The sequence below is a fragment of the Thermosulfurimonas dismutans genome (assembly GCF_001652585.1).
GTDB classification, from domain to species: domain Bacteria; phylum Desulfobacterota; class Thermodesulfobacteria; order Thermodesulfobacteriales; family Thermodesulfobacteriaceae; genus Thermosulfurimonas; species Thermosulfurimonas dismutans.
This window is the reverse complement of the sequence record NZ_LWLG01000017.1, coordinates 1-20,648: the sequence shown is the minus strand read 5'-3', so window position 1 is coordinate 20,648 and position 20,648 is coordinate 1. Positions and strand designations below refer to the sequence as shown.

The window sequence follows — 20,648 nt, the reverse complement described above, 5'->3', positions numbered from 1 at the left end:
ACGAATTATTAACATTGCTGGAGTTGCTTGTCAAGGAAACTAAATTGCCTTGGTTATTATTGGGATGAAAAGGCTTTTAATAATTCTGAGAGTGTTCGAAAATAGTTTTTAAGGAGCAACGAGATATAGAGGAGGGTAGCCAGGAGGTACATATTATAGAGCACAAAAGCGGCCAGTCCTCTCTTCTGGGCTATTTCTTCCTTTCTTACCCTAAAATGCGAGCCTATTTTCAGTTTTACCGTACCAAACAAACTTTCAATCAGATATCTATTTCGGCCCCATTTCTCCCAGAAAATTCTGGAATCTTTCCGCAGAGGATGTTTTACCTTCTGCCTGAAGGTTTCTTTTACTTTTATGGCCGGTTTTAATCCAAGCTCTACAAGTTTTTCCATGACCTTGAGACTGTCATAGCATTTATCTGCTATAAAACATTCGGCTTTAAAAGTGACTGGATCAATTTCTGCCAGAGCTTCCAGGAGAAGTTTTACCTCGCTGGCATAGGGACCTCCGGTTTCAGCGGTAATGACGATTCTTTTTCCGGATGAAGTTACTCCGATTATGGGGACCACTCTTATATGGGCTTTTACTTTTCTGATTTCTGAGCCTCTTAAGAATTTTAAAGGGTAGAGGTCATGATAACTAAAGCCGGTGCCATCAGAGATAAAGGAAAAGAGGTGATGTTCTTTTGCTAGAAGTTTTCGGGCCAATTCTTGGAGAAGGATTTTCAGGGATTGTTTAGGGAATTTTGAGACTCGGTAGTGGTAGGTAGAAAGGGCGGGTCTTCGTCCCAATATATCGAAGGCCTCTTCTAGTGCTTCTCGGTAGGATAGATTTTTTAGGGTTTGGTAGAGGAAGATAGAGATAATGAAGGCATCGGAATAAGTTTTTGGGCGACCTCGAAAGGCCAGGGGCTTTTCATTTATTATGGCTCGGGTTATTTTGAAGATGGTCTTGAGACGCAGTTTGCTTCTTCTCATGTTGGGGGAGTTAATTCTAGGCTCCCCCAACGTCAATATCTAGTTTTTTCGAACACCCTCTTAATAATTCTTGACAGCCCTGGAGTTCAAGGGTAATTTAAGCCCATAACCGGGCCGGTAACTCAGCTGGCAGAGTACTGGCCTTTTAAGCCAGGAGTCGCAGGTTCGAATCCTGCCCGGCCCACTTGAGGATCAAGGGTTTCAGTCCTCCGCCTTAATTTAGGTGTCCGAAAGGATTTGTTTGATATAGGCAATTAAATCATTGGAGATCATCTTTCTTTAGCTTACTTAGGAAAAAAGAAAGATCCTCTTCTATTTCCTTTGCCAAGCTTTCTGGATAAACCACCTGGAAAAAAGGAAGCCTTCGGTAGAGCCAGTGCTTGAATCCTTTGAGGCCTTTTATATGGTTATTGATATAATAGACAAGGATACTAAGCAGGTAGTAGGAAAGGTTCGTATGCCCGAGTTTGAATTAGTGGAAATAGCAGATGGTTTCAAGACCCGTCTTACAGGTTTTGTTTCTTCTGCTGCCAATTCGTCTCTTTCCTTACCTCTAGGCGTTTTTCTTTCTGTAGAGGCCGATTCGCGTTTACTAAAGGATGCTCTTTACTCCCTTATAGTTCATGTCCCTGCGTTTGCATTTGAGCTTAAAGTTGGGAGTAGACGACTATCCGCCACTTTTGTTGGCGATAGCTTGGGTTGATGCTTAGTTTATTTTCGAGTTCCCTTTCCGGATACCCCAGGTTTTCAAGCCCGAAGGCCACCTCGGGAAAGACCTCCGCGGGAGAAAAGGGAGCCTTTCGCCCCAGAACCTTCACCTCTCCGGAAAACTCACCTCCGGCCTGTGAAGGAATAAGTCAGCAGAGGACGGAAAGAAGCAGCACCTCTCCCGGATTTACCGTAAGCGAGATCCCGGAAAGGGCCTCCCGAGTTCCTTCCGGGTAACGATAGTGCAGATGGCGGACCCGGATCATTTGTTCCGCAGATCCTCCCGCAGGTTGAGGGCTACGGCCAGAAAGGTAACGGCCATTACTCCTCCCAGGATGAAACCAGACTTGCTGAAAGGAAGGCCGTGAGCCTCATAGATCCGTTTCAGGAAAACGAAAGTCCGGCCCCATTCAATAAGGGCCAGCCCCAGGCCTGCGGAAAGGATCAGGCGCACCATCCGGTGTTTGAGAAAGAGAAGAGCCGGCGCAAAGGCAAGCCCCAGGGCCACCAACGAATGCCCAGCCCGCAGAAAATGGGCCCCTATTAAAAGATACCCGATCACCATCAGAATCGTGGCTAGTATACGCATACTTTTCTCCTTTAAATTAGCGGTCAAGCGGACTCACCACCCCGGTGACCCGCCGTCCCACGATATGAGTGTAAATCATAGTGGTGCTCAGACTCTTGTGCCCCAGAAGTTCCTGAATGGTACGAATATCGTAGCCGTCCTCAAGGAGGTGGGTAGCGAAGCTGTGCCGCAGGGAATGCACCGTAGCGGGTTTTTCCACTCTGGCCTTCCGTAGCGCCTTCTTGAAGGCCCGTTGCACCGCACTGGGATGGATGTGATGCCGACGCACGGTCTCAGTCCGCGGATCTACGGTTACCCGGTCTTTGTCTCCCTTGCCGGAAAATACCGTGATCAAGCCTCGTTCAAAATCCAGATCTTTTACCCGGAGTCTTACCGTCTCACTTACTCTCAAGCCCCCTCCATACATGAGGGCACAGATTAGATAATAGGTTTCCTCAAGTTCCGAGACCGAGAGCACGGCCTCCACCTCTTCCCGGCTTAGCACCACCGGAAGCCTTCTTCTCTCCCGGGCCTTTACGGCCTCAATATAGGGATCAATTTCTTTTTCGAGCACATGGCGATAAAAGAACACCAGGGCATTTAAAGCCTGATTCTGGGTGGAAGGGGCTACGTTTCTTTCCACGGCAAGATGGGTGAGAAAATCCTGAAAATCCTCGCCGGAAACTTCTTCCGGTGATTTGTAGTCCAGATATTCGGCCAGGCATCTTATCCAGTCAAGGTAAGATTTTTCGGTGCGGTAGGAGTACCGTTTGCGCCTGAGGACCTCTCTGGCCTTCTCCAAGGCCTCCGCCCATTCGGCCTCTGTCCTCTCTGTCGGAGATTTTTGGGATAAGGTGTTCAGGAAATACTCATATAGCTTTAAGGCCCGATCAGCCTGTTCTACTTGCCAAGGCTCGTATTTTTGGGATAATTTAAAGAGAAATTGTTTTTTCTGAGCGGGGGCTAACTTTTGTCCGGGGGGCAGTTCATATTCCTGCAGGGCCTGCACCACCCACCGCACCATGAAGGGGACCACCCTTTCTCGCTTTTCCACCTTCTTGAGAAAGGCCCCAAATTTTTCCATCAACTTTTCTTGCGATTCCATTTTGATCCTTTTTGCCAGCAAAGATATTATCTGCAAGCCATCTTATTTTACTTTGCAAAATTAGGCAAATTTTGTGTATTATCCAGAAAGTTAGATTTTAAGAAATTTTAAGACATAAAAATAAAAATAAACATTTTTATCCTCTATTATCTCAAGAGATTCGTAATAAGATTTAATCTTAATGTTTGACATTTTTTATTGTAAAAAGCTATCATTCCAAAAATATTGGCAATAGGCTTTAAATCTAAGAAAGTATAAAAGTAATGTTAGATAAATAAAAATGCGTTTTGAAATTATAAAAACTAAACAAGCGCAAGAGAAAATACAAGAAAGATTAAGGAATACTTACAGAGTAAGCTTATCTCCCTCCCGGGGTAAACTAGTTAGTTATACAATACCTGCTTTAAAAGATCCTTTTCCACAACTTAGAAAAGCTATTTTAAAGACTAGATATTGGGAAAGATTTCATCATATAGGATATTATATAGAAACTAAAAATGGATATATTCGACAATATTTTTTAGCAGGACAATATTATGTATTTAACTTTAAATACATAGCTGATAAGCTTTATTCTTTAACTTTGAATATTGAAAGGATACAAAAAATAATTAAAGACATCCAAGTTTATTACCAAAAAACTCGGAAAATACTTCCAAGAACAGGACAGCCTTCATTTAATATAGGTGACCAAGTTTATGCATTAAAATCAGAGATCGCTGGTCTTTTATTTAATGTAAGAAGTATTATGGATTCAATTGCTACTATGCTCCATTTCTTGTATGGTCCTAGTTCTCGTCAATTCTGTAGTTTTTCTGATTATATAAAATATATTTGCAAAGATAAACATAGATCGGGAGAAATTTCAGATGATACTATGAAACAATACATAAAAAATCACATGGAATGGTTTTTTATTGTTCGCGATATAAGAGATTATGTTACTCATGTTGGTTCTATTGATATTTCTTTTTATGAACGAGGAGACCATTACTTAGTTACAATAATTCAAGACAGATTTGAGGTAGAGAAACTACTTAATTCTATTATTTTGGGACTTCGAGACTTTTTAAACTTTTTTGATAATTATTTTGCAAATAGGATTATTAATGAAAAGACCTAACAAATCTCTTCAGCGGACGCCATTACATGGCGCCGCTGAGTTTGGCGTTAGACACGATAAATAAATGACTACATTAAAAAAGATTGGCAAACGGTTTTCCTTAGAGTCACATGTAAAAGCTGTTTTATTTGGCCATTTCTTCAGAGATGCAGCTGATTGGATTGCTCTATATCATCACAGTCAAAGTTTCCCTGTTCACAACATGTCTATTATGACTAAACAGTTCATTATGCTCAGAATGGCACTCGAGTGCATATTAAAAGCAATACTGATAGGATTATCTAAAAAAGACGAAACCGCTAAAGAGGCATATATAGTAGCAAGAAAATGCAGTCACAATTTAAGTAAAATTATTGCAGAATGCAAAGAAAGAGCGAATGGCAAATATAGAATATGTACCAAACAAACTTTTGAAAGGATCCAGAAGATAGATAAGCTGGGTATAGGAGTAAGATACGATTTAGATATGAAAACTGCATATAAAAAAGAATCATTTACAGAACGGATCACAGGTACTGGTCCTGTTTCTGGAGTCATAATTGATGAAGAGTTTCAAGAAGATATGAAAAATGATTTTTTACATTTTGTTCGCTTAGCAAAAAGAGTATGGGATAAAAGACTAAAGGGCTATAATATTATACTTGGGTCAAGAATTAAAGAGATCAACGATTATATTAATTCAATAATCAGCTCTGCAAAAAGGAGAAATTGAGAGATCGGTCCGTAGAATTGATTGCATAAATCGGTAAGAAATACACTTCAAGAGTCGGGCGAATCAGGATAAAAAAGAAATTGAATACTGCTTCGCAGGATTTTAGGTTTAAAAGGAAGAGAACAAGAAGATAATGGACGTTTTTTCTGAAAAAGAACAGGAAAATGAAAATAATCTAACAATTCGCTCCAGCGGACCGGCGTATACGCCGGCTGCTGAGTTTAGGCGTTAGATGATAAATCTAAAAAGGAAGGGATAATGTTAGAATACTCATTTCGTTCTTTGCCATATTTAGTACTATCTTTAAGAAGAAATTCTCAAAATTATATAATGACTATTCCCTCAATAGATATACTTTCTTCAATTGATAGTATTTTAAGAATATTATTGGAAATTTATAATTCTTATAAAAGTGATATTAAGATGAACAAAAAATTAATAGAAAAATTTCCTGCTATTGGGGTCAAAGAATCTAAATTAGAGTCCTTCATAGCAAGAGAAATATGGCGTATCGGTTCCTTTATTGTTTTTGCTTTAAATTTAACAGATATTTTAAAAAAAGAATATAAGAATATGCATGACAAGATTGGCGATGAAGTAAACAAAAAGATCTTAAAACAGAGAGAAGATGCGATAAAAAAATATAGAAGATATAGACATAAAATTTTCGCTCATACGGCTTTTGCTTCTCCGAAGAAAAAAGAAGATAACTGTTCAATGCAGGTTACATCCCTTAAATATTTTTGTGGGCACCTTATCGGTTTTACTCAACAAGGAATTATGTTGGGTGGAGCAAAAGTAGTTATAGGTAATGAAGACTGCCCGAATTTTGAACAGCTGACCTTTGATAAAATGGTAACAGATTTTCATAAATATTTTGGTGAATGGTATGAAATATATTACAACAGATGCGTAGAACTTTTGGATTATTCAGAAGAGGACATAAAAACTAGAATTAGTGATAGTGAGATACTTTATATTAGAAAAAATATCTAACAAACCTTTTCACCCGACCCGCCATACGGCGGGCGAGTGAATTTGGCCGTTAGGAGGTAAAGGTAAAAAATATGCAAGGCATACCGATTATTGTTGATGGACCTAATTATATTAATCGTGTTATTGAATTAGGAATTAAACCAAATCATATTGCTAGACAATTAAGTTTAGAAAGTTTAAGAGAAATCATTAATAAAAAACTTGCTGATTTTGATGTAAAGGAAAAGGCAGAAATTGTTGAATTTGTGTGTTCTAAAAAAAAATTCGGTCCTAGGAGTCAAAGATTTTCTGAAAAAGAGCAAGAATTATTGTTAAAAAGACTTAAAGCTGAAATAGGAGTGTATGTTGATATAGTGGATCTTCCTGGTTCTTCAGAAAAAGGAGTTGATACAACTATCTCTAGTAAAATAGAGGATTACGCAAAGGAAGTAGAAATTTTAATTTTATTATCTAGTGATCGAGATTTTGTTCCTATTTTAAAAAAATTGAGAGGAAAAGTGAAAGTATTTTTAGTATCTCTTAAAAATGATTATCCTATAGAGCTAAGAAATGAAGCTTATGCTACTATATTTTTAGATTATAGAGATTTATTTAAATATCATTATCCAGAATTTCATATCAATGATTTTACTAAAGAAAAATGTGCAGAACTTTTTTCTGAAGCAGATGATAGAATTTTAAATCAATTAAGAATTGATTGGGATGGATTTGTGTTTATTTCTAAAAAAGTTGGAGCAATGGAATTAGAAAATATTAAAGTTAGATGGGAAACGTTTGGCAGGTATAATGAATATGTTGGACCTAAAGCTGCAAGTGATGATAAATATATTGAATATCAATTTAAACAGATAAAACTTTGTTGGGAAAGGAATGCTTCGGGATATATTGATATGCCAGTTGAGATTTTGTTTCCAGATGAAATGAAAAAATCACAAAGGCAATCATAACAAACCTCTTCAGCGGACCGGCGATAATCGCCGGCCGCTGAGTTTAGGCGTTAGGAGGTTTTTTATGGAAATTGAAGAAATTTTTAAAGATGAAATAATTAATGAAGCTAAAGTATTAGTATCAGAGTATAAATTTTCTTTAGATGGTATTTCGAAAACTATTACCATAAAAATATACAAAAATATCAGAACTGGATATTATGAATTCTATCAAAGTCATTTTATTCATACTCCTTTGCAAGCGGGACCATATATTACTAGCCGACCATGGAACGATACTGAAGATTTAGCATTAAACCAAGCCATATCTGGATTTACTCAGTTTTATAATGCTGCAATAAAAAATGGTTATAAACCAGACGATAGTTGGTTAGTAGAAAATAAAGATTTTAAATAAAATATTCCTAACAACCCGCTTCAGCGGACCGGCGAGACTGCCGGCCGCTGAGTTTGGGCGTTAGAAGAAAAAACAGAAATTGAAAAAATTGTTTAGAAAATCAAGGAAACTTTAAAAGAAATATAATTAGAAGGGGGGATTTGATGAGAATTAAACGTGTAAAAATCCATCACTTTAGAAATCTTAAAAATATTGAATTTGAAGTGGGTAAAAAAATCACAGTTATTGCTGGAAGAAATGGTACGGGGAAATCAGCACTTTTAGGATTAATAGGTCACATTTTCGATTTTAAAGGTACTCAACGAACTCTGTTAGGTCGAAGATTTGCTACAGAATTTAGCGAAATATTCCGTTTCTCTCTCAAGCATGAGAAAAACAGTAAATATGACTATGAAGTGATTTTCGATGATAATACAGTTCGTAAAGCATATTTTAGAGGATACAATGAGACAGAAAAAAGATTTAGAATTCATGTTGGTAAAAAAGCAGCTGGTGAAGGTAAAATCAATTTGCCTGTAATATATTTAGGATTAGAAAGGTTGTTTCCTATTGCTCGTGAAAAAGATAAAGATATAAATCTTAAACCATTAAAAATAGAGAATTCTGATAAAGAGTGGTATGAGCATTATTACAACTTAATCTTTGCATCAGAAGAATTAATCAATATTGAAGATTTTAAGACACAGCACAAAAGATTTTATTCGCCCTCTCATAAAACACATGATGCTTTCAGCAATTCTGCTGGAGAAGATAATTTAGGTCAAATACTTACAGCTATTTTGTCTTTTAAAAAACTTAAGGATAGATTAAAAGATAAATATAAAGGGGGAATATTATTAATAGATGAAGTTGATGCTACTTTATTTCCAGGAGCACAAAGAAAATTATTAGAGGTGTTTTTAAAATTTTCGAAAGAATTTAAAATTCAAATTATTTTTACAACCCACTCAACTGATATTTTGACAATGTTAGAGGATAAAATGTTTTCAAATTCAAGCGATATAAGTTTTCTTTTCCTTGAAAAACGAGGTGAAAAAGTAATTCCATATCAAAATTTAAATAAGTTAAAACAAATTATATCTGCTTTACGCTATGAAATATGTCCAACACATGAAAATCCTAAAATAAATTTATATACAGAGGACGAAGAAGCTAGAATATTTCTGCGAAATATAATAGATCCAAAGCTAAGAAAACGAGTTAAAATTTCTAATCTTAATTTAGGTGCTGAAAATTATTTAAATCTTCTTAAACATAAAGCTCCAACATTTCCTTATAGTATAATTGTTTTAGATGGGGATAAGAAAAAAAGCAGATATAAAAATGTTGTATATTTGCCTGGTGAAAAAAGACCGGAAAATGTTATTTATGATTTTTTAAAATCATTATCTCCAGAAGATAAATTTTGGGGAACAATTGGTCAATATACAAAAGAAATTTTTCTTGCAAATAAACCTAATACTGATAATCGTGAAAAAATGAAAAAGTGGTTTAGTGAACAAAAGAAATATTGGGGGAAAGGATGTGCAAAAGTTTTTAAAAGATGGAAAGAGGAAAATAAACAGTTGGTGGATGATTTTAATAAATCATTAGAAAATGCAATAATTTATGTAGAATCCAAGGTAAAATATAATTAAGTAAAAATATAAAAGGACTTAAACATGAGATTTAAGAATAAAAACTTCTAACAAGCCTCTCCAGCGGACGGCTATAGCCGCCGCTGAAATTAGCGTTAAGTTGAAATATTTCTGAAAATAGCTTAAAAATTTAAATAAATCTAGTTTGGAGAGAAGTTAAATGATCTCGGTAGAAGAAATCAAATCCATAATTGAAAAGTTGCCGGAACGGGAATTTATCGAGCTCCGAAAATGGATTCTAGAAAAAGATTGGGAAAACTGGGATAAAAAAATTGAAGAAGACTCTCGAAAAGGTCTCTTGGATTTTCTAATTGAAGAAGCCCTTGAGGAAAAGCGAGAAGGGAAGTTAAAAGATATCTAGTGCATAAAGCAACTTCTAGATTTTGGAAATATTTTGAAGCCTTGCCTGAAAAAGTTAAACAGAGAGCAAAGGAACAATTCGAATTACTTAAAAAGAATCCACATCATCCATCTCTGCACTTTAAAAAGGTTGGAAAATTTTGGTCTGTAAGAATAACTGATTATTACAGAGCCTTAGCAATCCAAGACGGAAATGATTACATTTGGGTTTGGATCGGAACACACGATGATTATGAGAAAATGATAAGAAGAACCTAACAACCCGCTTCAGCGGACCCGCTTAACAGCGAGCCGCTGAGTTGAGGCGTTAGAAAAAAATAAATTCGAGGTAGAATATGAAAGTTACAGTAATAATAGAAAAAGATGAATTTGGATACTATGCTTATTGTCCTGAATTAAAAGGTTGTCATACACAGGGGGATACTTTAGATGAAGTTCTAGAAAATATTAAAGAAGCTGTAGAATTATATTTAGAAACTTTGGATGAAGAAGAAAAAAGAATTTTATTAAACAAGGAGATTTTGACTACTTCTTTAGAGGTAAGGGTTGCCTAAACTACCAAGATTAACTGCTGTTGAAGCCGAAAAGTTATTATTACAAGCAGGTTTTAAATTGATTAGGAGTAAAGGAAGTCATAGGATTTACATGAAAGAAAACAAACGTTTTGTTTTACCCTTCCATAGCGGAAAGATATTACATCCTAAGATTGTAAAGCAATTATTTGAAATTATTGGTGAAGAAAAAGAAAATTTAATCTAACAACTCGTTTCAGCGGACGGCGCCGACTGGCGCCGCCGCTGAGTTTGGGCGTTAGGAGAAATTAAAATATTTGGTTATTTTATCTTGATTGGTTAAAATTTTAAATAGAATCGAATCTTTCTGGGGGGCCGATTTCATGCAAGTCCACGAAATTATCGAAAACATTAAAAAATTGCCAGAAAATGATCTAAAAATCCTCTTAGAGTGGATAGAAGATTTTGAACAGGAACTTTGGGATAAAGAATTCGAAAGAGATGTAAAACTAGGAAAACTAGAAAAATTAGCAGAACAAGCCATTAAAGATTTCCGGGCCGGCATATGCCAGCCCCTCTTTTTGGAAAGAATATGAGAGGTTACCCGAAGAAGTCAAAAGATTGGCCGATAAGAATTTTGAACTCCTTAAGAAAGATCCGTACCATCCATCATTGCATTTGAAGAAAGTTGCTAATTACTAGTCGGTGCGGATTGGTAGAAAATATAGAGCCATAGGGATAGAAATAGAAGAAGGAATTGTTTGGTTTTGGATTGGTAAACATTCGGAATATGAAAAGATTATAAAGTCCTAACAATTCGCTTCAGCGGACGTGTAGTGACCCCCTCCTTTCCTAGTATTTTCGCCTAACACAAAGGTTGTGTCAAAAATGGGGGGCACTTCATGTGTAGTGGCGGGGCGTAAGGATCGGCGTATCTTTACCGTCTTGCGGAAAGGAATTATCTTTCAAAACAAGGAGCTTTATCGTAAATGAAAAACCGCGTCAGGCTCCATTTCAAAGAAGATTTTGTAGGGTTCCATCTCCTTTCCCCTGACGAGGAAGGGGAAGACAGCCCCCTTACCGGAGAGATTGGGCATCAAATTAGCGAGGATGCTGAGGGGCGTATTGTGGGTTACAGTTTAGCTTTCATTAAAGATCCGGTTTATGACCTCAATATTTGTCTTTCCGAGGCCCGTCGGCTCAACATTCCCGGGCGCTACGAGGTGCCGGAGCTGGGCCTGAAGGATGCCACATTCGTGGAGGTGCTTCGCGCCGTGAGGGACTACTACGCCCGCAAGCTGGCCTCCCGCGCGAATTCTTCCTCCGAGGTTCCGGCCGCGGCCTAACTTCCTCCCTCAGATATTGACAGAAATACTAAGATTGATTAAGATTCGGACGTGTCGGGCAGGGCTTTAAGCTAAGAAGCGTAGGTTCGAATCCTGCTCGGCCCACTTGAGAAAGGAGACATAAAAGCTTTTAAGGAAAAGGCGGCGTCCCCGTCGTCTAGCCAGGTCCAGGACACCGGCCTTTCACGCCGGCAACGTGGGTTCAAATCCCGCCGGGGACGCCATTTTTTATTGATTTCTTGCGGACCTAGAAACTACTTATTCCCGGTTAGAGGCGATTTTTGACCTGGTAGCCTGATGGATTCACCAATAGTAAGCCTGAGGGCTCCTTCGTAAGAAAAGCCCTTAAACTTCCCGGAAAGCTTCAGACGTAATTATCTATTGTCTAATTCCATAGCATCCAAATCCGAAACTGGTGTGGCGGCCCACCTGCACGTAGGTTCCCAGGTGAAGTAGTTCAGCAAAAGGGCCAAAATCTCCCGTAAACTCCACCTCGCCCACGAATCCCTCCAGGGGATGAGTCTCTCCGGTGCGGGCCGAACGCCTTTTGAATCGCACCCAGGAAAGCTTTCGGCTTACGGTCTTTATTCTTTCTGCCCGGGCGATGAGCCCCCTGAAGTCCACCTCAAGCGGGGTCCCGGCGTGAAAATACGAGAGCATGGAGACCCGACGCAGGAGGTTGCGGATGAGGATGTGAAACTCAAGGTCTTCCGGCCTTACGATTCTTCGAGAAAATCGAAGGGAGGTAGGGGTAAGGAACTTTATAGCAAGGTTTTCAACAGAGGGATTTTCTCTCGGTGGCGGAAACGGCTCTGGATTCCAGATTTTTCCCTCACCATAAAGCATCCGCCCTGTGTCCTTTTCTTTTACGGAAATTAACCGAAGGCGCACCCTTCTTCTCCCGAGTCCGGTTTTGGCAAGGGCCTCAAACGCCAAAACTACATGCGGAAAGAACCGCAGGGCACGCCCCACCAGAGTCGTCCTTACCTGTAAGGGATTTTTCTTTTCATAGGGAAAGGGCGGAGCAAAAGCGAAGGGATGCCCTATATAGGGATATTTCCGCAGGCGCTCGGCCTCGGGAGGTCTCGGGGTCTCAAAGAGGTACCCGTAGGCGCAATCCAGACATAGAGGACATTCGAGACAGGTCTTGTACTTCCTCGCCACGCAGGAGAGCCTCTTCAGGGCCCGGCCGAAGGCCCCCCGAAAGGTAGAAAATAGTCTTGCCGGTAAGGCTTCCGGTTCTTCAGCCTCGAAATAGATATAAAAAGTATTCAAAGGAAGCCAGATCATCTCCCGTAGATCCTGAAGCGCACGTGTTTGAAAACCCTCTCCTGGATCACCGAGCCGTCAAGAAGGTACTTTTCCCGGACCTCCCGGCGCGAGGTGGCGTATATGGGCGTAAGGCCTAGCTTAAGCGCCCGCCTCACCGTGAGATAGACCGCCCCGAACTCTCCCTGGATGAAGGCGAGGTCTCCGGGGCGAGCAACCCCGGCCATCCAGCAAAAAAGGGGCTCAAGATATGGCTCAAGAGTTTCGGCCTCCGGAGGCACCCCGGCCCAGAGCTTTTGGAGTTCCGGGGGAAGTTCCACGAATTCCCCTACCTTCCATTCCTCCCTCAGTTCCCGCTCCTGATCCGGAGTGAGGTGATGGGAGAAAATGAGGAGGACCTTCCTCAAGCCGCTTTTACCTGCAACCATCTATTTTTACTCTTTCTTTTCCGACTTTTTCAAATTTCGGCCCCCCGGTAAAGATTTTGGCCTTCTTGAGCCTGGCCGGTCTCAGAGCAAAGCAATCTGCACAGGCTATGGGATACTGTATTACGCGTTTTCCAGAAGCGGACGAAGTTTCCGGATATTGAGATGTTTGCGCCCTTCCCGTTTCTGGTGTTTTTCCAGGGCCTCAAATCGCCGGAGCATTTCTTCTACGCGGGGTCTGAGATCCGGGTCCTGCCAGGCTTCGCGTGGGGTGCGTCCTTCAAGCTCCGGCTCCGGGGTGTCCAGCCAGGCCAGATACTCCAGCCAGCGAAGCTCCGCGGCCTCCTCGTCGGGGATCTCTTTTCCTTCCCTGGGAACACCTTTCATGAACTTCTCGAAATCGGAGATTTCTTCCAAGAGGAAACGCACCCCCTCTCCGGCCACCTTCTCAAAGGCCTTCCGCAGACGCTCCATTCGGGGACGGGAGAGGGCCTCAAGCCTTACCCGGCCCTTTTCCGGCAAAAACTCCACCCGCCCGATCTCCAGATACTTCCCCAGATAACGGCTCTGGAGCACAAGGGTGCCGGGCCGGAACTCCTCCTTGCGGGATGAAAGCTTCCCGGCACTCCATACGCTTCCCTCCGCCGGCTCCACCAGGATGTACTCGTGTTCCTCTCCCCGAATGAAATCACCGGTGGGGAAAAGGTCTTCCACTTCGGGGGACAGGAGCTCATAATGGGCCCGCACCAGCACCACCTCGTCGCCCTCGGGGGTGATAAAACGGATTTCCAGCGGAGCAAAGAGGATTTTCACCACCTCAAGGAAGATCTCCGGGGCCTTTTTTCTGGCGAAGGAGGGATAGTCCTTCTCCCCGGAGGCTTCAAACATCTCACGCACCTTCTGATAGACCTGCGGTTCACTTAAAACGGGAACGGGGAGGGCAACCCGTGAGGGGCGCCAGTGGTCTCCGGCTCGAAAGAGCATGGTCCAGATCTTTTCTCCCGGAGCAAGTTGTTTGGCCAAAGAATAGTCCCGCACCGGGAAACTCGTCTCCGTGATTCGGTCCCTGAGAAGGAGGTACCCCTTGTCCTCGTCCACATCCAGGACTTCATAGAGCCCGGGATAGGCCTTGCGAAGCGAGGCCAGGATGGCCTTTTCGGCCTCTGAAAGGTTGCGTCCCTTGCTCTCCAGAAATTCCTCCACTACAGGCTTTCCGGATCTACCCCGTCCCAGAAAAAGGAACATTTCACTTATAAACGGAATCCAGTCCCGGTCTGGATCCTGCTCCCGGCTTATTTCTTCAAGACGCGGAATCCATTCCTCAAGAAAAGCCAGAAGCTCCTGCTTGTATTTGCGGATTACAAAACCTTCGTATAGCCGGAAGGCCCTCTTCTCCTCCGGACTCTGGGCACTCTGTTTCTCGCGGGCGACTTCTTGCTTTTTCATACAGCACTTTTTGTACTTTTTCCCGCTCCCACAGGGGCAGGGATCGTTGCGGCCCACCTTTTTCCTTTCGCGAAGAAGATCTTCATCTATGGAGAAAGGCTTGCCTGTGGTCCTGGCATAGTCCCGGGCCTCGAAGAAGATGGCCCTTAAGGTCTCGGCGGGATCTTGAGGATGGAACCGATAGAAGGGAGCCCTTCGGGCCAGGGCCTCCAGGGCTTTTCGGTAAAATTCAAGGGCCCTTTCGGGCTCGTTTCGCAGACGATAATAGATGGCCCAGAGATAGGCATGATCCACACAGGCGGGATCCAGGACCTTGAGTCGTTCCAGGGCCTCCCTTGCCTCCTCAAGCCGCCTTCCCTTAAGGAGCAGGTGAATGTAGCCGCTCAGGACCTCCGGATCCCGGGCATGGGTTTCCACCATGTGCCGATAATGCTCCAGGGCCTCACGATACCGGCTGAAGGTTCGTTTTTGCCCTTTTATGTTTATTATCAACCCTTCCACGGGAAGTATCCCGTCCCTCCATTCCTCAAATTCCTGCTTCTCCTCAAGAAGACGCCACATTTGGGCGGTCAGATGGGCCTTTTCCCTCTTCGGAAGAGAAAATCTTTCCTCCGCTCCGCACCGGGGGCACACCACCTTTTCCGGAAGGTCCGGCTCCTCCCCTCCTACCAGCACCACCCGGGGCTTAAAAGGGAAGTAATAACCGCAGACCTCACAGGCAAGAGTAAGAACCATTGGTGAAGAAGGAGGAATCTTTTCCTCAAGGAGAATGGCCGTGTCTTCTTTCATTTCGTGGTAGGTTTCTCTTTCCAGTTCTTCGAGCCCCGGAAATTCGGGCTCGAATAGATGGGCAAAGATCACGAAGGTCTCTTTCCAATCGCGAACCCAGGGATGCAGAGCTTCTTTCATCTTCTTCCAGAGCTCCGGATGGGGAAAGAAGCTGGAGAGCCACCCCAGGGACTCAAAATCTCTTTTGATCCAGGTCTCAAAGTCCCTAGCCAGGGTAAGAGCCGCCTCGGAGGTGGGATAGTGTTCGAGAATAAAGAAAATGGTGTGATCGCCGTATTTTTCCGCCATCTCCAGGAGTCTCCGGCGGACCTCCTTTTCCCGAATCCAGGGCACGAGGGCCTCTTCGATGTATTCTCTGTCCAGGAAATTTTCTTTTACCGACTTTTCAAAGAAGTCCAGGAGCTCCGGGAGAAAGGTCTTTCCGCATTCCCGTACGAGGTTCACTCCCCGTTCTGCTCCGTAAGAATCTTCAGAAAAGACCTTCCGAAGGCGTTGTCTCAGCACTTCCTTAAGGTCTTTATCGGTTTCGAGAAGGGCCAGGATCTTCTTCCGCAGATCCTCGTCCTCCGGAAAGATGGGGTGCGTCTCTTCAAAGTAGAGATCCAGGAGTTCCTCCCGGGAGAGGTTTTCCGGAAGGCCGAGGAGAGGTTTTCCCCAGAGGAGGGTCAGGAAGAGGAGTCCCAGGCTTTCTACCACCGGTTCGGAGAGGTCGCCATCCGAGATCGCGAGCAGGGTTTCCAGCGTGCGGAAGACCACTCCCAGGCTGCGGGGTCTTTCCAGATGACGCCGGAGATTGATCTCCCCTCGCCGCTTCACCACTTCCTCTCGCAATTTCTCAAACTCTTCCTCTATGAAGGCCCTCACCCGACGGCGATTTCTTTTATTCTCAAGGTTTTTGAAGCTCTCGCGTTCCTTTTCCGGAAGAATATCCAAAAAATAATCCTCTTTCGTGAGGGTAGTTTGGAGTCCCAGAAGGATATAGGGAAGATGCTCCCGGAGATGGGCATAAACCTCTTTTACCGGAGAGGGATCCGCGGTGTTCCATATCCGGTTCCCCGCAAGATAGGCCTCCCATTCCGGAATGGGCTGATCCAGAAGGCTCTGAAAGGCCTCTATTTCGGAGAGAGGAAGCTGGAATAGCACCCTATGGAAGAAAAGAGGAGCGAATTTTTCGTCACCGAATATTCTTTCTACAAGCCAAGGATTTTCCGATAATACCGTGGTCAAGACCCCAAGGACTCCGAAGAGCTGAAGGCTCACAAGAAGGAGATCAGGGCTTTTTTCCTCTTGCAGCCGTTCAAGAAGGTTTGCCTGCAGGGCTTCCCGATCTTCGGGAGAAATAGAAGAGGCCTTATCCCGGAAGGCCCTCAAGGCCTCCTCCAGCACCAGCCGGTCCTTTTCCTCTAAGGCCAGGGGGACAAATTCCGACAGCCGTTCAGGATATATGGTCTCCAGCCTCTCCCAGGCCCAGATCCTCACCACCGGGCTAGGATGTCTGAGACATTTCTCCAGTCTCTCCAGGGGTAAAAGCAGTGTATCCTCCATGGCCGTAGCTCCTTTAGTTTTTAAATGGATTTTACCTTTCCCCGGATAGGGCCGCAAAAACTCGAATTGCGAAAAACTGGAAGCTTGTTCTATTGACTCCAAGGAAATACCGAGTAATAAAAAAATTATGGGGGCGAAGGGGGGCGAGATCCTCCACCGAAGGTTCGGGAAGCAAGTTCACCTTACTCTCACCTGCCGCATCGTAACGCCTATGTTTCTGGGGGATGCCTGCCAGGGGACCTCTTTGCGCCCGGAACCTTTCACGCTGGTAAGCCGGAAAAATAGGTAGAGAAAAAATGAAAGGCTTTGTTAATGCCTGCTTTCTTCATGACATAGGTAAAATTATTTTACGTTCTAAAGAAGGGCACTCCGGAAAAAATCATTCGGAAGAAGGGGCTAAATGGCTTTCAAAAAGGCTTTCAGAAATTGGTAGAGACTCATTAAATAAAATAATATATTTAGTAGAACTACATCATAATTTAAAAGAAGCCGAAGAGATTCCGCTTTTAGCCCTTCTGCAAAAAGCCGATCACCTGGCCGCGGGAGAAAGAGAAACCTCTAAAGGAAAATGTACGGGCCCTTATAAATGGGATTGGTATGCGCCTCTGGCCACTCCCTTCAGTAGAATTTCTCTTAAAAATCCACGTCCTCAAGATCCCTATCCCGCTTTTTGGCCTTTGGAAGAGGTTTCTCCTGATTTACCTTCGGCTGCCAAATGTCCTAGCAGGACTACTCCTGAGAAATACGCTGAACTTTTGGAAAATTTTGAAAAAAATTTTTTAGAAATAGCGAAAAATGGCGATCTCTCTCCCAACAAACTTCTGGTAATTCTAGAAAAATATTTTTCTTTTGTTCCTTCAGAAACATGTGTGCCCAAAGAAGGATATAAAGATTGGCCGGATATTTCCCTTTTCGATCATTTGAAGCTCACGGCGGCCATCGGTTCGGTTTATTATCTATGGCTTGAGGAGAAGTATGGGCCAGATTTTATTAAACATCAATTTGTAATCGAAGAGCTCTCTAACCGGAATCAACAGCCTTTTATTCTTGTGGGTGGAGATCTCTCCGGGGTTCAGAATTTCATCTATACCATCTCCTCTAAAGGGGCTCTTCTTTCGCTGAAGGGCCGTTCCTTTTTCCTGGAACTTCTTATGGAACACACTATTAATCGGATCCTTTCCGAGGCGGGGCTTTATCGCTGCAATGTCATTTTTTCCGGAGGCGGACATTTTTATCTCCTTCTGCCTAACACCAAAAGCGCTGAGGGCATTCTCGAAACCACAAAAAGAAAAATTAATGACTGGCTTTGGCGGAAGTTTGAGGCTCTGCTGGAACTTCATATTGTTTGGGAACCCTTCGGAGAAGAAGTTTTTATCTCTCAAAAAAAGGGGATTAGAGCCGGAGATATTTTTGCAAAAGTATCAGAAAAACTCGAAAAATCCAAGAAAAAGCCGTTTTCCGAACAATTGTCCTCCATGTTTGAGCCTATTTCTATTCACCCTTCCTGCCTTGAAGCGGAAGGGGCTCCCGGAGCCTGCGAAGTGTGTTTTCGGGATGAAGTAAATATTTCTAATCGGTCTGATGATGTAAACTTAATTTTGTGTGATGCTTGTTATGATGAATATCGTTTAGGTAAAAACATTCAGCAACAATCAGGAAAGAACAAGAATTTATTTTCAAGTTATCTAAATATAAACAATCATGGCGTTATTACGATTGAAAACAAAGGATATGAATTTGACAGCAAACCGCAAGATGATACCTATTTTGCGGTAAACCACTTTTCCCCCGGAGCGGAGGCTTTCCTACCCTGCGGATATTATCAGGGAATTTGGGAATTTGAAAAAATAAAAGAAGAGGGTTTTGGGCTTCCCAGGCTGTCCGCTCTTCGGATGGATGTGGATAACCTGGGACGAATTTTTAAGGAGGGTTTATTACCCGAAGATCAAACTTTTTCCCGGATATCGGCTATTTCAAGAAGTTTAAATCTATTCTTTAAGTATTATTTGAATACCCTGCTTTGCGGAAGAAATCATCTGCCGGGTTATAAACCACCGGAAAGGTTTAACTGGGCTAAGAGAGATATAGACCAAGATGGACGTAAAGTAGCCATTATTTACTCTGGAGGCGACGATCTTTTTATCATGGGAGCCTGGCTTGATGTATGTGAAGCTGCAATAGATATTGTTAAAGCCTTTTCTTCTTATACGGGCAATCCTGAATTGACCTTGTCGGGCGGTATTGCTCTCGGGCCTATTAAAATGCCTGTTTATCAGTTTGCCCGTCTTGCCGGAGCCGGAGAAGATAAGGCCAAGGATCTGCGCCCCAAAAAAAACGCTCTTTTCATTCTCGGTGAGGTTATACCTAACGAAAGCCTTATAAACTTAAAAGAAATGCTTAATTTCTGGCAAAAGTATCTGGAGCCTGATACTCAAAAAGCTTCTTTAATTTTAAAAGAGCCTTTTTCTAAAGCATTTCTTTATCGGATTTTAAATATAGCTCAAGAGCTTACTCGAGAGGATGATAAGAAAGACAAAGCCATCTTCCTCCCTCGCATAGCCTATCTCTTATCCCGTCTTGACCGAGAAAAACTTAAAAAGGATTACTTAACCCTTCAGAACTGGCTGCTTTCTTTAGATTTTGAAAAGAACTGGAAACTAATGCATGTAGCTATGCAATGGATAATAATGAGCATGAGGAGGGAAGATAATGAATAAAACTAGAAAAAGAGAGGTTAAATTAGATAATTTAAACGAATATAAAAAAGAACTTCAAAATTTAAATGTTTTATCCGCTGAAAGAATAGTAGAAATAGGGGAAGGAATTGGTAAGTTTTTAAAAGACTGCAACATCAAAACAACACAGATTAGGAAGTTCTTAGATGCTATAAGAAAAATTCAAACTAAATTTGACAAGGATCAGGTTATTTTATTAAGGCCTAAGTTGGCTTATCTTGCTGGAAGAGAAGAAAAATTAAAACCATTAATGGAAGTTCTTGATCCTGCTATTAGAGCCGGAGCCCAAAGCAAGGAAAGCTTTCAGAGATTAGTCTATTTCATAGAGTCTATCGTAGCTTATCACCGGTTTTACGGAGGGCAAGATTAAAATGAGGGGGATGTAAAATGGAAAGGCCTGTTCTCGGAAAAATAACAATTGAAGGAATAATACATTGCGAAACAGGGCTTCATATAGGGGCTTCCAGGGAACATTTGGAAATAGGTGCTATAGATTCTCCGGTGGTTCGCGATCCTTTGACTAGAGAACCTTATATTCCGGGCAGTTCGCTTAAGGGTAAGTTAAGAAGTTTGTTGGAAAAAATATACACATTTTGCGAAGTTAACGGACAAACATATTCTATTTTTCCTAATCGTTCTGGAGGAAGTGGAACGAAAAGACATGAATGTGACGACTGGGAGCCAGACGATAGTAAAAACTTTCCCGGTAGTAAATATTGTCCTATATGTCGTTTATTTGGCGCTACTAAAAATAAGAAAGGAGGCCGAAACTGGCCGGCGCGTCTTATCGTAAGGGATGCTTTTATGACCGACGAGTCAAGGGAAAAGCTTGAAAACATAGAAACCGGCCTGCTTTATGCGGAATGGAAATGGGAAAATAGCCTAGATCGGGTTACCGCTTCCGCCAATCCCCGCCAATTAGAAAGGGTTCCCAGAGGAACGGAATTTAAGATGGAACTAGTGTATACGGTAGAAAATGAGGAAGAAATGAAGGATGATCTCCAAAATTTGAGAAAGGCCTTGGAACTTTTAGAAATGGACTATCTGGGGG

22 protein-coding genes and 2 tRNA genes are annotated in these 20,648 nt (G+C 42.2%); 18 read left to right on the top strand and 6 right to left on the bottom strand.

Annotated features, from left to right (window positions below):
* Positions 1 to 56: 56 nt before the first annotated feature.
* Positions 57 to 977 carry a transposase gene (locus tag TDIS_RS09265; RefSeq protein WP_068671596.1) on the bottom strand — a complete coding sequence of 307 codons (921 nt, stop codon included), beginning with the start codon at positions 975 to 977 and terminating at the stop codon, positions 57 to 59.
* A 111-nt stretch (positions 978 to 1,088) separates the two neighbouring features.
* Between TDIS_RS09265 and TDIS_RS09260 the strand changes: the two genes are divergently transcribed.
* A tRNA-Lys gene (locus TDIS_RS09260) sits at positions 1,089 to 1,161 on the top strand.
* Positions 1,162 to 1,380: 219 nt separating this feature from the next.
* Entirely contained in the window at positions 1,381 to 1,680 is a 300-nt protein-coding gene (locus TDIS_RS11190) for a hypothetical protein (protein WP_161939515.1), read from the top strand.
* A 267-nt stretch (positions 1,681 to 1,947) separates the two neighbouring features.
* Here the strand turns inward: TDIS_RS11190 and TDIS_RS09255 are convergent, their stop codons facing one another.
* Together TDIS_RS09255 and TDIS_RS09250 are read right to left on the bottom strand one after the other, a co-directional pair.
* A complete protein-coding gene (locus TDIS_RS09255; RefSeq protein ID WP_068671594.1) occupies positions 1,948 to 2,274 on the bottom strand; it encodes a hypothetical protein in 327 nt (108 codons plus the stop codon).
* Between the two features lie 16 nt (positions 2,275 to 2,290).
* The gene (locus tag TDIS_RS09250; RefSeq protein ID WP_244147509.1) at positions 2,291 to 3,358 is read right to left on the bottom strand and encodes a tyrosine-type recombinase/integrase; all 1,068 of its coding nucleotides are present in this window, start codon (positions 3,356 to 3,358) and stop codon (positions 2,291 to 2,293) included.
* A 280-nt stretch (positions 3,359 to 3,638) separates the two neighbouring features.
* On the opposite strand from TDIS_RS09250, the gene TDIS_RS09245 reads away from it, so the two are divergent.
* From TDIS_RS09245 to TDIS_RS09185, 13 genes are all read left to right on the top strand, one after another.
* Positions 3,639 to 4,481 (top strand): hypothetical protein, encoded by an 843-nt coding sequence (locus TDIS_RS09245; protein ID WP_068671592.1) that lies wholly within the window; start codon positions 3,639 to 3,641, stop codon positions 4,479 to 4,481.
* A gap of 64 nt (positions 4,482 to 4,545) precedes the next feature.
* Complete coding sequence (locus TDIS_RS09240; RefSeq protein ID WP_068671590.1) at positions 4,546 to 5,193, top strand: hypothetical protein; 648 nt, start codon at positions 4,546 to 4,548, stop codon at positions 5,191 to 5,193.
* Between the two features lie 258 nt (positions 5,194 to 5,451).
* A complete protein-coding gene (locus tag TDIS_RS09235; protein WP_153303818.1) occupies positions 5,452 to 6,189 on the top strand; it encodes a hypothetical protein in 738 nt (245 codons plus the stop codon).
* A 71-nt stretch (positions 6,190 to 6,260) separates the two neighbouring features.
* The gene (locus TDIS_RS09230) at positions 6,261 to 7,136 is read left to right on the top strand and encodes an NYN domain-containing protein (RefSeq protein WP_068671586.1); all 876 of its coding nucleotides are present in this window, start codon (positions 6,261 to 6,263) and stop codon (positions 7,134 to 7,136) included.
* A 64-nt stretch (positions 7,137 to 7,200) separates the two neighbouring features.
* Positions 7,201 to 7,533 carry a hypothetical protein gene (locus tag TDIS_RS09225; RefSeq protein ID WP_068671584.1) on the top strand — a complete coding sequence of 111 codons (333 nt, stop codon included), beginning with the start codon at positions 7,201 to 7,203 and terminating at the stop codon, positions 7,531 to 7,533.
* A 143-nt stretch (positions 7,534 to 7,676) separates the two neighbouring features.
* Entirely contained in the window at positions 7,677 to 9,170 is a 1,494-nt protein-coding gene (locus TDIS_RS09220; protein ID WP_068671582.1) for an AAA family ATPase, read from the top strand.
* Positions 9,171 to 9,330: 160 nt separating this feature from the next.
* Positions 9,331 to 9,531 (top strand): hypothetical protein, encoded by a 201-nt coding sequence (locus TDIS_RS09215; RefSeq protein ID WP_068671580.1) that lies wholly within the window; start codon positions 9,331 to 9,333, stop codon positions 9,529 to 9,531.
* The gene (locus TDIS_RS09210) at positions 9,531 to 9,788 is read left to right on the top strand and encodes a ParE family toxin-like protein (RefSeq protein WP_068671578.1); all 258 of its coding nucleotides are present in this window, start codon (positions 9,531 to 9,533) and stop codon (positions 9,786 to 9,788) included. The genes TDIS_RS09215 and TDIS_RS09210 overlap by 1 nt, the downstream gene beginning before the upstream one ends.
* Before the next feature lie 77 nt (positions 9,789 to 9,865).
* Entirely contained in the window at positions 9,866 to 10,084 is a 219-nt protein-coding gene (locus TDIS_RS09205; RefSeq protein ID WP_068671576.1) for a type II toxin-antitoxin system HicB family antitoxin, read from the top strand.
* Positions 10,077 to 10,289, top strand: a complete 213-nt coding sequence (locus TDIS_RS09200) for a type II toxin-antitoxin system HicA family toxin (RefSeq protein WP_068671574.1) — start codon at positions 10,077 to 10,079, stop codon at positions 10,287 to 10,289. Before TDIS_RS09205 ends, TDIS_RS09200 begins: the two co-directional genes overlap by 8 nt.
* Positions 10,290 to 10,425: 136 nt before the next feature.
* Positions 10,426 to 10,638, top strand: a complete 213-nt coding sequence (locus tag TDIS_RS09195) for a hypothetical protein (protein WP_068671630.1) — start codon at positions 10,426 to 10,428, stop codon at positions 10,636 to 10,638.
* A gap of 393 nt (positions 10,639 to 11,031) precedes the next feature.
* Complete coding sequence (locus tag TDIS_RS09190; protein ID WP_068671572.1) at positions 11,032 to 11,388, top strand: hypothetical protein; 357 nt, start codon at positions 11,032 to 11,034, stop codon at positions 11,386 to 11,388.
* A gap of 146 nt (positions 11,389 to 11,534) precedes the next feature.
* A tRNA-Glu gene (locus tag TDIS_RS09185) sits at positions 11,535 to 11,612 on the top strand.
* Positions 11,613 to 11,766: 154 nt separating this feature from the next.
* On the opposite strand, the gene cas6 is transcribed toward TDIS_RS09185, so the two are convergent.
* The 3 genes from cas6 to TDIS_RS11320 form a co-directional block, all read right to left on the bottom strand.
* The gene (cas6, locus tag TDIS_RS09180; RefSeq protein WP_068671570.1) at positions 11,767 to 12,678 is read right to left on the bottom strand and encodes a CRISPR system precrRNA processing endoribonuclease RAMP protein Cas6; all 912 of its coding nucleotides are present in this window, start codon (positions 12,676 to 12,678) and stop codon (positions 11,767 to 11,769) included.
* Positions 12,675 to 13,085: a CRISPR-associated protein Csx20 gene (gene csx20 / locus TDIS_RS09175; RefSeq protein ID WP_084271051.1), complete on the bottom strand. Its 411-nt coding sequence runs from the start codon at positions 13,083 to 13,085 to the stop codon at positions 12,675 to 12,677. The genes cas6 and csx20 overlap by 4 nt, the downstream gene beginning before the upstream one ends.
* A 120-nt stretch (positions 13,086 to 13,205) precedes the next feature.
* A complete protein-coding gene (locus TDIS_RS11320) occupies positions 13,206 to 16,862 on the bottom strand; it encodes a tetratricopeptide repeat protein (protein ID WP_068671568.1) in 3,657 nt (1,218 codons plus the stop codon).
* A gap of 296 nt (positions 16,863 to 17,158) precedes the next feature.
* On the opposite strand from TDIS_RS11320, the gene cas10 reads away from it, so the two are divergent.
* The 3 genes from cas10 to csm3 all read left to right on the top strand — a co-directional run.
* The gene (gene cas10 / locus TDIS_RS09165) at positions 17,159 to 19,579 is read left to right on the top strand and encodes a type III-A CRISPR-associated protein Cas10/Csm1 (RefSeq protein ID WP_068671564.1); all 2,421 of its coding nucleotides are present in this window, start codon (positions 17,159 to 17,161) and stop codon (positions 19,577 to 19,579) included.
* On the top strand, positions 19,572 to 19,967 hold the full coding sequence (gene csm2, locus TDIS_RS09160) for a type III-A CRISPR-associated protein Csm2 (protein ID WP_068671562.1): 396 nt from the start codon (positions 19,572 to 19,574) through the stop codon (positions 19,965 to 19,967). The genes cas10 and csm2 overlap by 8 nt, the downstream gene beginning before the upstream one ends.
* Positions 19,968 to 19,984: 17 nt before the next feature.
* Positions 19,985 to 20,648: type III-A CRISPR-associated RAMP protein Csm3 (csm3, locus tag TDIS_RS09155; RefSeq protein WP_068671560.1), on the top strand; the 664-nt coding region annotated here is incomplete at its 3' end.

Excerpts from the sequence above, each read along its gene's own strand:
- cas10 (WP_068671564.1), top strand. The coding sequence starts at position 17,159 with ATGAAAGGCTTTGTTAATGCCTGCTTTCTTCATGACATAGGTAAAATT.
- TDIS_RS09255 (WP_068671594.1), bottom strand. The coding sequence starts at position 2,274 with ATGCGTATACTAGCCACGATTCTGATGGTGATCGGGTATCTTTTAATA.
- TDIS_RS09245 (WP_068671592.1), top strand. The coding sequence starts at position 3,639 with ATGCGTTTTGAAATTATAAAAACTAAACAAGCGCAAGAGAAAATACAA.
- TDIS_RS09215 (WP_068671580.1), top strand. The coding sequence starts at position 9,331 with ATGATCTCGGTAGAAGAAATCAAATCCATAATTGAAAAGTTGCCGGAA.
- TDIS_RS09230 (WP_068671586.1), top strand. The coding sequence starts at position 6,261 with ATGCAAGGCATACCGATTATTGTTGATGGACCTAATTATATTAATCGT.
- TDIS_RS09265 (WP_068671596.1), bottom strand. The coding sequence starts at position 977 with ATGAGAAGAAGCAAACTGCGTCTCAAGACCATCTTCAAAATAACCCGA.
- csm2 (WP_068671562.1), top strand. The coding sequence starts at position 19,572 with ATGAATAAAACTAGAAAAAGAGAGGTTAAATTAGATAATTTAAACGAA.
- TDIS_RS09240 (WP_068671590.1), top strand. The coding sequence starts at position 4,546 with ATGACTACATTAAAAAAGATTGGCAAACGGTTTTCCTTAGAGTCACAT.
- TDIS_RS09205 (WP_068671576.1), top strand. The coding sequence starts at position 9,866 with ATGAAAGTTACAGTAATAATAGAAAAAGATGAATTTGGATACTATGCT.
- TDIS_RS09190 (WP_068671572.1), top strand. The coding sequence starts at position 11,032 with ATGAAAAACCGCGTCAGGCTCCATTTCAAAGAAGATTTTGTAGGGTTC.
- TDIS_RS09225 (WP_068671584.1), top strand. The coding sequence starts at position 7,201 with ATGGAAATTGAAGAAATTTTTAAAGATGAAATAATTAATGAAGCTAAA.
- TDIS_RS11190 (WP_161939515.1), top strand. The coding sequence starts at position 1,381 with ATGGTTATTGATATAATAGACAAGGATACTAAGCAGGTAGTAGGAAAG.
- TDIS_RS09195 (WP_068671630.1), top strand. The coding sequence starts at position 10,426 with ATGCAAGTCCACGAAATTATCGAAAACATTAAAAAATTGCCAGAAAAT.
- csx20 (WP_084271051.1), bottom strand. The coding sequence starts at position 13,085 with ATGGTTGCAGGTAAAAGCGGCTTGAGGAAGGTCCTCCTCATTTTCTCC.
- TDIS_RS11320 (WP_068671568.1), bottom strand. The coding sequence starts at position 16,862 with ATGGAGGATACACTGCTTTTACCCCTGGAGAGACTGGAGAAATGTCTC.
- TDIS_RS09220 (WP_068671582.1), top strand. The coding sequence starts at position 7,677 with ATGAGAATTAAACGTGTAAAAATCCATCACTTTAGAAATCTTAAAAAT.
- TDIS_RS09250 (WP_244147509.1), bottom strand. The coding sequence starts at position 3,358 with ATGGAATCGCAAGAAAAGTTGATGGAAAAATTTGGGGCCTTTCTCAAG.
- cas6 (WP_068671570.1), bottom strand. The coding sequence starts at position 12,678 with ATGATCTGGCTTCCTTTGAATACTTTTTATATCTATTTCGAGGCTGAA.
- TDIS_RS09235 (WP_153303818.1), top strand. The coding sequence starts at position 5,452 with ATGTTAGAATACTCATTTCGTTCTTTGCCATATTTAGTACTATCTTTA.